General features: G+C 74.1%; 5 protein-coding genes. All 5 read right to left on the bottom strand.

Annotation, left to right across the window (positions count from 1 at the left end; translation table 11 throughout):
- Positions 1–126 precede the first annotated feature (126 nt).
- Entirely contained in the window at positions 127–3,090 is a 2,964-nt protein-coding gene (locus tag AB0L25_RS37590; RefSeq protein ID WP_500177978.1) for a glycosyl hydrolase, read from the bottom strand.
- Complete coding sequence (locus AB0L25_RS37585; RefSeq protein WP_500177976.1) at positions 3,087–6,317, bottom strand: family 78 glycoside hydrolase catalytic domain; 3,231 nt, start codon at positions 6,315–6,317, stop codon at positions 3,087–3,089. Before AB0L25_RS37585 ends, AB0L25_RS37590 begins: the two co-directional genes overlap by 4 nt.
- 10 nt (positions 6,318–6,327) lie before the next feature.
- Positions 6,328–9,057, bottom strand: coding sequence for a family 78 glycoside hydrolase catalytic domain (locus AB0L25_RS37580; protein WP_500177974.1), 2,730 nt, complete (start codon positions 9,055–9,057; stop codon positions 6,328–6,330).
- Positions 9,058–9,137: 80 nt separating this feature from the next.
- A complete protein-coding gene (locus AB0L25_RS37575) occupies positions 9,138–12,254 on the bottom strand; it encodes a family 78 glycoside hydrolase catalytic domain (RefSeq protein WP_500177973.1) in 3,117 nt (1,038 codons plus the stop codon).
- Positions 12,255–12,400: 146 nt separating this feature from the next.
- Positions 12,401–14,458, bottom strand: coding sequence for a bifunctional aldolase/short-chain dehydrogenase (locus AB0L25_RS37570; protein ID WP_500177972.1), 2,058 nt, complete (start codon positions 14,456–14,458; stop codon positions 12,401–12,403).
- Between the last annotated feature and the right edge of the window lie 50 nt (positions 14,459–14,508).

Genomic DNA, 14,508 nt, shown 5'->3' with positions numbered 1-14,508 from the left:
GGGTCTGGCGCGGGCGGGGTTGGGGGTTTGGGGGGGGGGGGGGGGGGCCCCCCCCCCCCCCCGCACGCGCGTTCCCGGACCGGTCCGCGGACGATCCGCGGACCGGCGGGCCGGGACGGTCGCGGGTCAGCGGGTGCGGACGTCCTCCTCGGCGTAGGGGACGAGGCGGACGGGGCCGATCAGGCCGTAGTCCTGCGGGCGCGCGTTCCCGTAGACGCCGGGGTCGGCGACCCGCAGCCGGTTGTTCAGCGTCGTCGCGACCTCGACCTCGATCGTGTTGCGGCCGCGCCGCAGGTACGGGCCGACGTCGATCTTCGGGACGAGCACGCTGACGGCGGGCAGCCGGCGGCCGTTGACGGTGACGCGGCAGGTGTCGAACACCGAGCCGAGGTCGAGGACCGCGCCGGCGGCGCCGTCCCGGCCGTCCCACTCGACGGTGGTCGAGTAGGTGCCGATGCCGGACACGTCCGCCAGCTCGGGGATCTGCGGCCACGGCTTGAGGGCGTCGAGCCGCAGGTCGTGCCGCTTCACCCCGTCGGGCGTCATGTCCTCGACGCGCAGCCGCCAGGACGTCAGCTCGCGGGCCTCGGGGACGCGGCGGATCTCGGTCCGGACGGTCCGGCCGTTCGGCAGGGTCGTGGCGTAGGTCCCGGCGGCGGTCGCGCGGGCGACCAGCCGGTTCCGCTCGACGCGCAGCTCGGCGTCCGACGCCGTGGCGTGCGGCGCGTTCCCGCCGTGCGCCAGCTTGATCACGACGGCCTCGCCGGGCTGCAGCGCGATCCGGAGCGTGACCTTGTCGCCGTCCTCCTTGAACACGGCGACGCGCCGCTCCTCGCCCGTCCACAGGTCCAGCCGGTACGGGACGGCCCGGCGGTCGGAGCGCGTGAACGTGACCTCGTGGTCGATCGGCGCGATCGGGGGCTTCACCTGGTCGGCGTGCTTGCCGTTGACCAGGTAGTAGTAGTCGGCGCGGCGGTCCTCGCGGTGCGCGACGAGCAGCGTGGAGCTCTGCGCGTAGGACACCGCCGGCGTCACGCCGAGGTCGGCCAGGGCGCCCGGGACGTCCGCCTCGGCGGCGACGACGCGGACGCGGGGCTGCGCGAACAGCTCCTTCAGGACGGCCCGCAGCTTCGCGTTCTCGCCGTCGCGCTCCAGGCCGGGGACGGTCGCCGCGGACCAGTCGCCGAGGAAGACGAGCGGCAGCCCGGCCTTCGTCAGCTTCAGCATCGTGCGGGCGCTGTCCAGCGGGAGCGTGCACTCCTTCCCGGCGAACCGGTCGCCCTCCACGAAGACGACCTTGTAGGCGGGGCCGTCCGGGGCGAGGCGGCCGTTCCGGACGGTCGCCGAGCGCAGGTCGAGCAGCGGCGCGCTGATGAACTGGTGCGTCCAGCCGAGCGGAATGCCGTCCTTGGTGAACCAGCCGGCGCCGATGCCGGTCTTGGTGTAGCCCTTCTGCCGGAAGACGGCCACGTCGATGCGGCTCGTGCCGGTGCGCATCGTGTGGTGGATCCGCGACATGTAGGCGGCGACGTCCGGGACGTGGCGCCACGTCGGCTGCCGCGGGCCCCACGACTCGGAGTAGCCGATGTTGCCGCTGTACGGGGTGAACCCGGCGAAACCGGGCCAGTTCGCGCCGGGGGCGGTGGCGTAGGAGAAGCCGTGCAGGACCGTCTGGTTCAGCCCGGCCGCGTAGGCGCCGCCCATGGTGAGCAGCAGCTTCTCCCACGTGGTGTTGTAGGCGCCGCCCTGGTAGGCGCCCGCCTCGCACGACAGGACCTCGCGGCCCGCCATGTCGCGGCCGCCCGCGAGCGCCCGGTAGTCGTCGAGGTTCTTGAACCCGAGCGACTCGCCCTCCGGGACGTCCAGGATCGCCGCCGCCTGCATGGAGTCGGTCTCCAGCCCGTACGGCTGCGCCCGGTACTCCAGCCCGATCGAGTGCGCCCACTTCGCGATCGCCTCGAAGTGGTTCTCGGCGAACAGGTCGGAGATCGTCAGCCAGAAGTCGTGCCGGACGTGCGAGGTGGTCGCGGCGTCGTAGGTGTAGATCGTGTCCTCGTGGTGCCGCACGATGACCGGCAGGTACGGCATGAGGTCGTAGCCGCGCCGCTTGCGGAACTCCTCGGGCAGGCCGGGCGTCCAGTTGAGGGCGTCGGTCTCCAGCTCGATCGAGTCCTCGAACAGCGTCCACCCGGCCTGCCGGATCAGCTTCCGGATGCGCGGGGTGAGGAGCCTCGCCTCCCAGAACGCGGTGACCGCGCGGGTCCCGGCCTTGCTGAAGTGGTCGACGACCGTGCTGGGCGGGTCGCTGTGCGGGCCGGACTCGGGCCGCTGCCCGCTGCCGCGCCGCCAGTACGACAGCAGCACCCAGTCGCCGTCCGACGGCGCCGTCCAGGCGATGCGGCCGTTCGCGGCCTTCGCGGTCAGGTCCTGGAAGGAGGCGGGCGCGAGGCCGGTCTCCTTGCGGGTGTCGTTCGCCGGGTCGAGCCGGACCGCGTGCACCGCGACCAGGTGCCGCTTGGTGACGCCGTCCGCGGGCGCCGCGACGGGCTCGGGGACGGGCCCGTCGTGCGTCGCCCCCGCCCGCACCGTCGTCGCGCCGTACGCGAGCTCCTGCACGGCGGCCTCGTCGTCCGGCGTGATCGACGGGACGGCCGCGGGCCACGCCGGGCCCATCGTCAGGTCGACCGTGACGCCGCGGCGCCGCGCCTGGTCGAGCGCTGCCTCCACGGCCTCGTTCCACGCCTCGGTGCCCCAGCCGTACTTCTTCGGGTCGAGGAGCGACTTGTCGTCGATGCTGTGGTGCAGCGCGACGATCTCCGCGCCGCCGAAGCCGGCGTCGGCGATCTGGTCGATCTCCCGGCGGATCTCGGCCGGGTCGACATGGGCGTCCGGCCACCACCAGCGGAAGCGGGGCCGGACGGCCGCCGCCGGGCGGGCGAACCCGCCGTGCCCGCCCGGACCGTTCCCGGGCTTGGCGGCGGCGACGGCGGCGGTCTCTCCCCCGAGCGCGGGCGCGGCGGCCGCGGCGACGGCGGCGGCGCCGCCGATCTGCAGAACGCGCCTGCGCGAGACCTCGTTGCGGTCGTTCAACTCTTTCCTCCTGTGCGGATCACTGAGATGCGGCCGGAGCCGACCGGGCCGATGGTGAGGAGCCGCCCGGTGACGTCCCGGCTCGTGGCGCGGGGGGCGCGTGCGTGGGGTCCGGTGACGCGGTAGCGGCGCGGGTCGTCGTCGCCGAGCTCGACGACGACGCGGGCGGACGTGTTGGGCGGGACGTCCACGTCGAGGCGGTATCCGCGGTCGCGGTCCAGCCCGACGGTGACGGGCCCGCGGATCGTCGGGACGCGGCCCGCGACGCGGGCGAGGCCGCCGGGGCGGGGCCGGACCTCGATCTCCGCGGCGCCCGGGGCCGTGACCCGCACGCCCAGCACGTGGCGGGGGACGGCGTTCGCGGGCGCCGAGCCCCACGCGTGCGAGAACGTCATGTTGGGCTTGAGGGCCGGGTCCCACGCCTCCGCGACGATCGTGGCGCCGAGGTCGTCCATCATGTGCAGCCAGGAGTTCGTGCCGGTCGCGGTCATGAGGCCGATGGCGTCCTCGGCGCGGCCGGCGGCGAACAGCGCGTCGAGGAGGAACTGCGCCCCGTAGACGCTCATCTTCATGCCGCCGCCCGCCAGCGTCCGGCCGAGCGCGGCGAGGACGTCGTCGGGGACGGCGCCGGGCCCGGCCACGCCGAGCGCCACCGGGTAGGCGGTGGCGTGCTGGGCGCCGTGCGCGGTGCCGAGGCCGTCGACGAACCGCCCGGCGGGGGCGTCGAGGAGCTTCGCGCGCATCGCGTCGGCGAGCTTCGCCGCCCTGGCGCGCCAGTCCCGCGCGTCGGCCGTCCGGCCGAGGACGTCCGCGATCGCGGCCATCGCGTCGAACGCGGCGTACTGGCAGGCGTTGACGACCGTGTTGACCTCGGTGAACACAAACCCGTCCCGGTTGGAGACGGGCCAGTCGACGAGGTCGCCGAGGTCCTGGCTGGACCGTCCCGGGTCCTTGTGGACGAGGCCGTCGTCGCCGATGAACCGGGTCAGGTGCTTGTCCGCGAGGAGGTCGTAGTCGGCGGCGAGCTGCTCGGGGTCGCCGGTGTGCAGGTAGTCCTGCCACGCCGACATGACGTTCATCAGCCGGTACTCGGTGGGCCAGGTGTGGTTGCGGGCGAGGAACGCGTCGGACGCGCGGGCCAGCGCGAACGAGCGCTGCGTCCCGTACTCGGACGCCTGGTTGATCAGCGCGTCGCCCTCGTACGGGCCGCGCTCGCGGGTCGGGGTGTCGATGTAGAGGTCGCCGCGCGTCGCCTCGATCGAGTACCGGCACATCGCGTACACGCGGTCGAGGTCGGGGCTGGAGCTGGTGAACGTCGCGGCGTCGTCGTCCCAGTCGGCGCGCCAGAACCGCCCGGTGACGGCGCCCGACAGGTCCAGGTCGTCGTCGGCGATGAGCTGCGCGTACCGGAAGCCGCGGTAGCCCCAGTGCTCGATCGTCTGGCGGCCGTCCCGCAGCGTCCAGATCTCCCGGTAGGTGACCTGGGCGCGCAGGGCGTGCCGGACGGTGCCGTCGCCGTTCAGCTCCTCGCCGAGCCGGACCTCGACGGTCTGGCCCGCCTTCCCGCGCACGGAGAGCCGCAGCCCGCCGACGATCTCGCGGCCGAGGTCGACCAGCCACGTGCCGGGCGCGGTCCGGCGGACGGACGCGGGACGGACGTCGTGCAGCCGGACGGGCTCGACGAGCGCGGGCTCCAGGCCGTCGATCGGGTCCCGGACGGCGGCCGGTTCCCACGCCGCGTCGTCGAACCCCGGGTGCGTCCAGCCCGCGGGCTCGTGCCGCATGTCCCAGTACTCCTGGCGGCAGTGGTAGTACCCGGTGCCGATCGTGCCCGCGTCGCGCAGCATCCCGGCCTGCCGCCGCGCCTTCCACCCGCGGCCGGTGTCCACGGTCGCGGTCGTCCCGTCGGCGTAGGTGACGGCGAGGCGGGCGACGAACCGCTTGTCGGCGGTGGTGAACGCGAGCGCGGCGAGGGCGTTGCGGCGGCCGGGCCGCAGCAGGCGCGTCACGTCGAACGAGTGGTACTTCGGCGCCCCGGCGCCCGACCGCATCGACGCGAACCCGGCGACCTCGCCGTTCGCCCACACCTTCGCCGGGTACTGGCGGGTCGGCTCCGGCGACTGCGCGGCGACGTGCAGCACCGCCGCCGCGATCTCCTTGCGGGCGAGGACGAACTCCGTGCGCAGCAGCGCCCAGTCGTCGTCGGGCGAGCCCGCTGAGGACAGCGTCGACTGCCCGCGGCCGAGCGTCAGCGCGCCGTCCTCGACCGTCCCGGCGGAGAACGTGCCGCGCCCGGCGGCGAAGTCCTCGTCGAGGACGACGGTGCCGTCGGCGGCCGTGAACGCGACGCGGTCCCACGCGTTCGACTCCGTCGACCCGTTGCGCATCCCGACCGTGCCCGTGCGGTACGTGCCGTCGGTGGTCGTGTCGACGTCCGTCCCGTCGATCGAGGTCGTGAACGTGTCGCCCGCCATCGCGATCGCGACGTCGTACCAGCGTCCGGTCTCGACGGGGACGGCGAGGGCCTTCTCCTCCAGCACCCGGTAGGAGCCGTTCACGCACACGTGCTTCTTCAGCACGCCGGGCGTCCCGGCGCGCAGCTGCCACAGGTAGTTGGCGCCGGTGCCGGACGCCCGGAACCACAGGCCCGCCGCGACGGACGTGATGCGCACGCGCGCGGTGAGGACGCCGTCGCCGGGCGCCGCGGCCGCCGGTGCCCAGATCGGGTCGGCGGTCCACTCCCCCACGCCGGTGGCGAGCAGCGCGGGCTCCGACCAGCGGGACGCGCGGCGCCCGTCGAACGTCCGGACCCGCCACCAGTACGCCGTCTCCGGCGCGAGGGCGGGGCCGCCGTACGGGACGGCCACGGAGTCGGCCGACGCGACGCGGCCGCTGTCCCAGGTGCGGGGGCCGCGTTCGAGCCCGCGCGGGGTCGTCGCGAACTGCAGCTGGTAGTGGGTCTGCTTCGTGTCGTGGCCGAGGTCGGCGACCTGCCAGCTCAGCCGGGGCCGCGCGGCCCGCACGCCGAGGCCGGCCGGGAGCAGCGAGGTCAGCAGCCCGGACGGCGCCCGCCGCGCGGCCCCCGGGGCGGGGGCCGCGGCGGCGGTGCCGGCGAGGGGGCCGACCGCGGAGGGGCCGGCCGCGGAGCCGAGGACCACGGCGCCGGCCGTCCCGGCGGTCGAGGCCGCCAGGAACCGGCGGCGGCTGATGCCCTTTTCGGTGGTCATGGAGCGTTCCCTACAGGTGGTTCGCACGGAAGTGGACGCGGCCGGAGCCGATTTCGAACACCGCGAAGCCGTCCTCCATGCGGACGAACTCGGCGCGGTCGCGGCCGGAGACGCGGACGTCGCGCGCGGAGCGGGCGGGGACCCAGACCTCGGCGCGGACGTTCACCGGGACGTCCGCCGACAGCGAGACGCCGTTCCCGTGGCGCTTCCAGCTCACGCCGACGTCGCCGCGCTGCACCGGGACGGTGCCGGACGCCTCGCCCACGCCGGCCTCCGGCGGCCGCACCCGGACCGTCGCCCCGGCCGGGCTGGTGACGGTGACGCCGAGGAGCGTCTTCTGGATCTCGATGAGCGACGTCGCGCCCCACGGGTGCGAGAGGCTCTGGCCTTCTTCCCGGGCGTCCCACGACTCCCACGTGAAGGTGCCGCCGCGCGCGAGGATGTTGCCCCAGCCGGGCCCCTCGGTGTCGGTGAGCCGCTCGACGACGTCGCCCGGCCGGCCCGCGAGGGCCTCCAGCAGGCGGTGGGCGGTCATCGGGCCCATCCGCATGCCGAGCCCGGCGATGTACTCCTCGATCGCCGCGCGCGACTCGGCGGGCGCGACGCCGTGGGCGAGGGCGTAGGCGTTCGCGATCTGCGACGCGTGGGCGCTCTGCGCGCCGTCGCTCTTGAGGCCGTCGATGTAGACGCCGTCGTCCCGGCGGAGCCGCTCGTTGATCGCCTTCGTGAGCGCGGCGGCGTCCGCGCGCAGTTCGGCCGCCTCCGCCTTCTTCCCGAGCGTCTGGGCGGCGCGGGCGGTGGCGTTGAGGACGTCCACGCCGAGGACGTTGATGACCGTGCGGGCGGCCGTGTCCATGTCGTGCCCGTACCGCATGGTCGCGGGCCAGTCGATGATGCCGTACCGGTACTGGCCCGAGCCGCCCTCCAGGTTCGTGACCAGGCCGGTGCCGGGGTCGATGTAGCGGCGGACGTACCCGGCGACGGCGGTCATGACCGGGTAGGCGTCCGTGAGGGTCGCGGTGTCGCCGGACTGCAGGTAGTAGTCCCAGATCCAGCCGGGGAACATCTCGGTGTAGTCGGGGATGTCGCGCTTGCCGTCGCCGTTCGGGTAGACGGCGTTGAGGCGCCCGTCCGGCCAGTGCCGCCGCTGCGACGACATGAACTCGTAGATCGCCTGGCGGGTGAGGCGCCGCGCCCCGTAGGCGCCCATCATCGCCTTGGAGACGTCGACCGAGTCGCCGAGGAACTGGCCCTTCTCGCGGGTCGGGGTGTCGAGGAACTGCTCCTGCGACCCGTACAGCGCCGACCGCGCCATCAGGTCGTAGGCCGCGTTCACCCCCGTGTCGGACGTGCGCAGCCGCGCCTCGCGCCCGACCTCGGTGTGCTGCACGACCGCGGAGACGTCCTCCGCGGACGCCCCCGAGCCGGGGGCGATCTCCAGGTAGCGCCAGCCGACGAACGTGAGGGCGCGGAACGTCTGGTCGCCGTCGCGCTGGGTGTACCCGAACGCGAGGTTGGTGTTCTGGTTGTCGTCGGAGTCGCGGGACACCGAGCCGTCGTCGGTCAGCCGGTACCCGGCGTGCATCGCGACGTGCCGGCCCTCGACGCCGTCGCGGAATCGGACGACCGGCACGGCGGGGATCACCTTGCCGAAGTCGGCGACCAGCGCGCCCGAGTCGAGCCGCGTGACCTTCACCGGCCGGACCGTCTCGTGCGTCAGGTCGGTCTCCTGGCCCTGCAGGTGCGAGAACACCTCGGTCGGGTGCCGCCCGACGACCTCGGGCGCCTGCCAGGACGCGGCGTCGAAGCCCGGCTCGTCCCAGCCGTCCTGGACCGCCGTGCCGTCGAACTCCTCGACGTAGTCGCCGCCGTCGCCGTTGCGGCGCGGCGCGTCCTTCCACGGGCCGGGCGACACCTTCCACGAGCCGTCGGTGACGACGACCTGGCGGGTGCCGTCCGCGTGCTCGACGACGAGCCGGACGAGCAGGCCCGGCGCGCCCTTCGGCCGTCCCTGCCCGGACCCGTACCAGTGGTAGAGCGCGCCGATCGTGTTCGCCCGGCCCTCGCGGATCTTCGAGGTGACGTCGACGGTCTCGTAGAAGCCCTCGTCGGGGTGCGCGAACGCGGCGCCGCGCTCGATCGCCTCGCCGTTGAGGTGCAGGACGAACTGCTGCCCGGCGGCGACGTGGACGCGGGCCCGCACGATCTTCGATCGTCCGGCGGTGAAGTCCCTGCGGGCGAGCGTGTACTCGTCGGGGTCGTCGGTGGCGCGGCGGATCCAGTGCGCGTCCCAGTCCCCGTCGCGGATGCCGGTGTCGAAGGACGCGGGCCGCGACCAGGGAGAGCGCTTCCCGGTGCGGTCCCAGGTGCGGACCCGCCACGTGTACGCGGCGCCGGGCGCCAGGGCGTCCCCGGTGTAGGCGACGTACTCCTGGCGGCCGGAGCGGACGCGGCCGCTGTCCCAGACGACGGCGCCGGACGCGTCGCGCACCTCGATCTCGTACGCGGTCTGGACCTCGCCGGGGTCGCGGTCGCGCGGCCACCAGCCGAACAGGGGCGCGCCCTCGACGTTCAGCGGGCGGGCCTGGTCGTCGACGGTCAGGTGGGCGGGGGCCTGCGGCGCGTGCCCGGCCTTCAGCGCCGCCTGGGCGGTGCCGGGCAGGCCGACGGCGGTCGCGGCGAGCAGCGTCGCGGCGGTGACGGAGGAGAGCAGGGCGCGGCGGGGACGGTGGGCGTGCATGGTTCTCCTGTTCGCGTGGGGGGTGGCGGGGAGGGCGGGCGGGGGGCGCCCTCCCCGCGTGACGGGACGGGAGGGTCGGGTCAGCCGGTGGCGGAGGCCGTACCGGGTGCGGGGGCGGTGAAGCGGTACGTGCCGGAGCCGACGGCGAACACGGCGGCGCCGTCCCGCATCCGCAGGAACCTCGCCCCCTTCTGCCGCACCTCCGCGGCGGTCCGGGCCGGGACCCACACCTCGGCGGTGGTGTTGACCGGGACGGACACCGACAGGTCGAAGCGGCCGCCGTCGACCGACCACGCCGTCTCGATCGGGCCGTACGCCGAGTCGTAGCGGCCGCGGGCGCGGTCGACCTCGCCGCCGGGGCGCGGCCGGATAACGGTCGTGCGGTAGCCGGGCTCGGCCGGGGCGATGCCGGTGATGTTGGCGTACATCCACTCCCCCACCGCGCCGTAGGCGTAGTGGTTGAAGGAGTTCATCGCCGGGTCCTCGAAGCCGCCGTCGGGCTTGATCGAGTCCCAGTGCTCCCACATCGTGGTCGCGCCCTTGCCGATCTGGTAGCCCCAGGACGGGTACGTCTTCTGGTGCAGCAGCCGGTACGCGACGTCGGTGTGCCCGGTCTCGGTCAGCACCGGCAGCAGCTCCGGCGTGCCGAGGAAGCCGGTGGACAGGTGCCAGCCGCGCGCCTCGATCAGCTCGACGAGCCGGTCCGCGGCGGGCTTACGCGCGTCCTCGGGCAGCACGCCGAACGCCAGGGCGAGCGCGTAGGCGGTCTGGGTGTCGCCCTTGACGCGGGCTCCGCCCTCGGTGACGTACGCGTCGTTGAACGCGGCGCGCACCCGTCCGGCGAGGGCACCGTACTTCTCGGCGTCCTCGTCCTCGCCCAGGACCCGGGCGATCTCGGCGACGAGCGCCGCGCTGTGCGCGAAGTACGCGGTGCCGATGACGTCCTTGGGCGTCTCGTCCTCGACGTTCAGCCAGTCGCCGTACCCGGACGCGGGGCGCAGCAGCCCGTCGCTGTTGCGTTCCAGGTACGCGATCCACTTCCGCATCGCCGCGTAGTTGTCCTCCAGGACGCGGCGGTCGCCGTACGCCTGGTACAGGTTCCACGGGACGGTGACGCCCGCGTCGCCCCAGCCGGCCGACCCTCCGCCGAGGAAGCCGACCTTCGGCGCGACGTCCGGGAACGCGCCGTCCTCCGACTGCGCGTCGCGCATGTCCCGCATCCACTTGGCGAGGAAGCGGGCCGACTGCATGTTGTAGGTGGCGGTGCGCCCGAAGACGTTGATGTCGCCGGACCAGCCCATGCGCTCGTCCCGGGCCGGGGTGTCGGTCGGGATGCTGAGGAAGTTGCCGCGCTGCCCCCAGGTGATGTTGCTGTGGAGCTGGTCGAGCATCGGCACGTCGGTGTCGAACCGCATCGTGAACGGCTCGTCGGTGTGCATGACGCGTCCGGTGACGGCGTCCAGGTCCGGCGTGCCGGGGTAGCCGGTGACCTCGACGTACCGGAAGCCGTGGAAGGTGTACCGGGGCTCATAGGTCTCGACGCCGCCGCCCTTGAGCGTGTAGGTGTCGGTGGCCTTCGCGGTGCGCAGGTTCGCGGTGTAGAGGGTGCCGTCCTCGTTGAGGACCTCGCCGTGCCGCAGCGTGACCGTCCGCCCGGCCTCGCCGGACACGCGCAGCCGCACCGTCCCCACCATGTTCTGGCCGAGGTCGAAGATGTGCACGCCCTTCGCCGGGCTGGTGATCTTCACGGGCTCGATCTCCCGCTCGACCCGGGTGGGCGCGGCGGACTGGGCGACCGGGAGCGGGCCGGCCTGCCCGTTGACCAGGACGGCCTTCCACGACGCCGCGTCGAAGCCGGGACGGCTCCAGCCCGGGGTCTCCTTCCGGGCGTCGTACGCCTCGCCCATGAGCAGGTCGGACGTCTGCACCGGGCCCACCGCGCTCCGCCAGGCCGGGTCGGTGACGATCGTCTGGGACGTCCCGTCGGTGTAGTCGATCTGCAGCCGGGCGGAGAACCAGGGGCGGTCGCCGTACTGCCCGGGCCCGAAGATCGCGATGTGCCCGGAGTACCAGCCCGGCGCGAGGGTCGCGCCGATCGCGTTGCCGCCCTTCCGCAGCAGCTTCGTGACGTCGTACGTCTGGTACTGGACGCGCTTGGAGTAATCGGTCCAGCCGGGGGTGAGCTCGTCGTTCCCGACGCGGCGCCCGTTGATCTCCGCGGTGTAGACGCCGAGCGCGGTCGAGTAGAGCCGGGCCCGCGCGATCTTCTTCCCAACCGCGAACTCCCTGCGGAGCCGCGAGGTCATGCCGTCCGCGCCGGACGACACGGTCTGGAACGAGAACCGGCGGTCGCCGGCCACGGGCTCGCCGTCCCGGTACGCCGTGCCGTGCTCGTAGCCGCCTTCCGTGTGCCCCCACCAGCCGATCCGGCCGGACGGCTCGGACTGCTCGACGTAGTACGCGCCGGCGGGCGCGGGCTCGTCCAGTTCGAGGGTCGCCTCGCCGTTGTCGGGATGGTTCTCCACGCGGCGCCGCGCGAGCACCGCGCCGTCCGGGCCGTCCTCGCGCAGGGTGACGGTCACGTCGGCGTCGGACGTGTGCCAGGTCGGCATCGGGATCGACACCGACGTGACCGGCTTGTCCGACACGAACGTCTGCCCCTGCGTACCCTCCTGGAGCTGCGACGGGTCGTTCTGCCCGGTGAAGGACGTCGGGAGCGGCAGCGGCGCGTCGTGCCCGATCCACGTGCCGCCGAGGTTCCGGCCGTCCAGCAGGCCGGTCTCCCACCACGTGGGCTCGCTCCACCGCGAGGGGCGGCCCCGGTCGTCCCAGACGCGGACGGCCCAGTGGTAGCGGGTGCGGGGTTCGAGCGCGGGCCCGCCGTACGGGACCAGGACCGACTGCGACGACGCGACCTTGCCGCTCGTCCAGACGTCGGCGGACGCGAGCCTCGACGGGCCGGACGCGACGCGGATCTCGTAGGCGGACTGGCTCCGGTTCCGGGCGGGCGAGGCCAGCTTCCAGGAGAAGCGCGGCCGGGGATCGTCGATGCCGAGCGGGCGGTCGCCGTACTCGGTGGTGGTCGCGGCGACGCGGACGCCGCCGGGGTCGGCCGCCGCCGGGGCGACGCCCCCGGCGGTGACGGCCAGGAGGAGGGCCGACGGGAGGATGAGGAGTCTGGACCGTGCGGGTCGCATGGGCTGCCTCCGGTTTTCGGGCACGGCGGGCCGAGCCCGCGGCCGCGCGCACGCGGCCGGGGCTCCGCTCGCCTGCCCCTAGGGTGGGATCCCCCGATCACACTCTCTGTCGTGACGGTCTTCGGTTGTGGCGGTCGCCGGGACGGTCAGCGCAGGAACGCCGCGGCGACTCCGGCGTCCACGGGCACGTGCAGGCCGGTCGTGTGGGTCAGGTCCCCGCCGGTGAGGGCGAAGACGGCCGCCGCGACGTGCTCGGGCAGCACCTCGCGCTTGAGCAGGGTCCGCTGGGCGTAGAACTCGCCGAGCTTCTCCTCCTCGACGCCGTACACGGCGGCGCGCTTGGCGCCCCAGCCGCCGGCGAAGATCCCGGAGCCGCGCACCACGCCGTCGGGGTTGACGCCGTTGACGCGGATGCCGTGCTCGCCCAGCTCGGCCGCCAGCAGCCGCACCTGGTGCGCCTGGTCGGCCTTCGTCGCGCCGTAGGCGATGTTGTTCGGCCCGGCGAACACGCCGTTCTTGGACGCGATGTAGACGATGTCGCCGCCCATCTCCTGGTCGATCATCACCCGGGTGGTCTCCCGGGCGACGAGGAAGGAGCCGCGCGCCATCACGTCGTGCTGCAGGTCCCAGTCCGCGACGGTCGTGTCCAGCAGCGGCTTGGAGATCGACAGCCCCGCGTTGTTGACGACCAGGTCCACGCCGCCGAACGCCAGGACGGCGTCCCGCACGGCCGCCGCGATCTCGTCCTCGGACGTGACGTCCGCCGCGACGGCCACCGCGACGTCCGACGCCCGCAGCGCGGACGCGCCCAGCTCGGCGGCGACCTTCTCCGCGGCGGCCGGGTCGCGGTCGGCGACGACCACGCAGGCGCCCTCGGCGGCCAGCCGGCGCGCGGTGGCCGCGCCGATGCCCGACCCGCCGCCGGTCACCAGCGCGACGCGGGTGGCGAGCGGCTTCGGCTTCGGCATCCGGCGGAGCTTGGCCTCCTCCAGCTCCCAGTACTCGATGCGGAACTTCTCCGCCTCGTCGATCGGCGCGTACGACGACAGCGCCTCCGCGCCGCGCATCACGTTGATCGCGTTGACGTAGAACTCGCCCGCGACCCGCGCGGTCTGCTTGTTCGCGCCGAAGGAGAACATGCCGACGCCGGGCACCAGGACGATCGCGGGGTCCGCGCCGCGCATCGCCGGGGAGTCCGGGGTCGCGTGCCGCTGGTAGTAGGCGGCGTACTCCTCCCGGTACTTCGCGTGCAGCTCCTTCAGCCGCGCCTTGACCTCGTCGAGCGGCGCGGACGGCGGCAGGTCCAGCACCATCGGCGCGACCTTGGTGCGCAGGAAGTGGTCCGGGCAGGACGTGCCGAGCGCGGCCAGCCGCGGGTGCTCGGCGCGCGACACGAAGTCGAGCACGGCCTCGCTGTCGGTGTAGTGCCCCACCTGCGGACGGTCCGCGGACGCGAGCCCGCGGATCAGCGGGAACAGCGCGGCGGCGCGCTCGCGGCGCTCGTCCTCCGGCAGCGGCTCGTACCCGTCGATCACCGGGCCGAACGGGTCGGCCTTGCCGTGCTCGGCGATGTACGCCTCGGCCGTCCGGATGATCTCCAGCGAGTTCGCCTGGCACTCCTCGCTGGTGTCGCCCCACGCGGTGATGCCGTGCCCGCCGAGGATGACCCCGATGGCCCGCGGGTTCGCCTTCTTGATCGCGGCGATGTCGAGGCCGAGCTGGAAGCCGGGCCGCCGCCACGGCACCCACGCCACCTTGTCGCCGAAGATCCGGCGGGTCAGCTCCTCGCCGTCGGCGGCCGTCGCGATCGCGATGCCCGAGTCGGGGTGCAGGTGGTCGACGTGCGCGGCCTCCACCAGGCCGTGCATCGCGGTGTCGATGGACGGCGCCGCGCCGCCCTTGCCGTGCAGGCAGTAGTCGAACGCGGCGACCATCTCGTCCTCGCGCTCGACGCCCGGGTAGACGTCCACGAGCGCGCGCATCCGGTCCAGCCGCAGCACGGCCAGGCCCTTCTCGGTGAGGGTGCCGAGGTCGCCGCCCGAGCCCTTCACCCACATCAGCTCGACGTCGCGGGCCGTCACGGGGTCGGTGACGGTGCCCTTCGCCGAGGCGTTGCCGCCCGCGTAGTTGGTGTTGCGGGGGTCGGAGCCGAGGGTGTTGGCCCGTTCCAGCAGCTTGCCCACCTCGGGTGGGGTCGCGGTCATCGATGCTCTCCTTGTCGGTGCCGAATCCGGATCAGCGTTGTGCGGTGAGG

It is taken from the genome of Spirillospora sp. NPDC052242, from assembly GCF_040679555.1.
Lineage (GTDB): Bacteria > Actinomycetota > Actinomycetes > Streptosporangiales > Streptosporangiaceae > Spirillospora.
Note: the sequence above shows the minus strand (reverse complement) of the source record. Positions and strands in the feature narration are given on the sequence as shown.

Bases quoted from the DNA above. Each gene is read 5' to 3' on its own strand.
- AB0L25_RS37580 (WP_500177974.1), bottom strand. From the start codon at position 9,057: ATGCACGCCCACCGTCCCCGCCGCGCCCTGCTCTCCTCCGTCACCGCC.
- AB0L25_RS37585 (WP_500177976.1), bottom strand. From the start codon at position 6,317: ATGACCACCGAAAAGGGCATCAGCCGCCGCCGGTTCCTGGCGGCCTCG.
- AB0L25_RS37570 (WP_500177972.1), bottom strand. From the start codon at position 14,458: ATGACCGCGACCCCACCCGAGGTGGGCAAGCTGCTGGAACGGGCCAAC.
- AB0L25_RS37575 (WP_500177973.1), bottom strand. From the start codon at position 12,254: ATGCGACCCGCACGGTCCAGACTCCTCATCCTCCCGTCGGCCCTCCTC.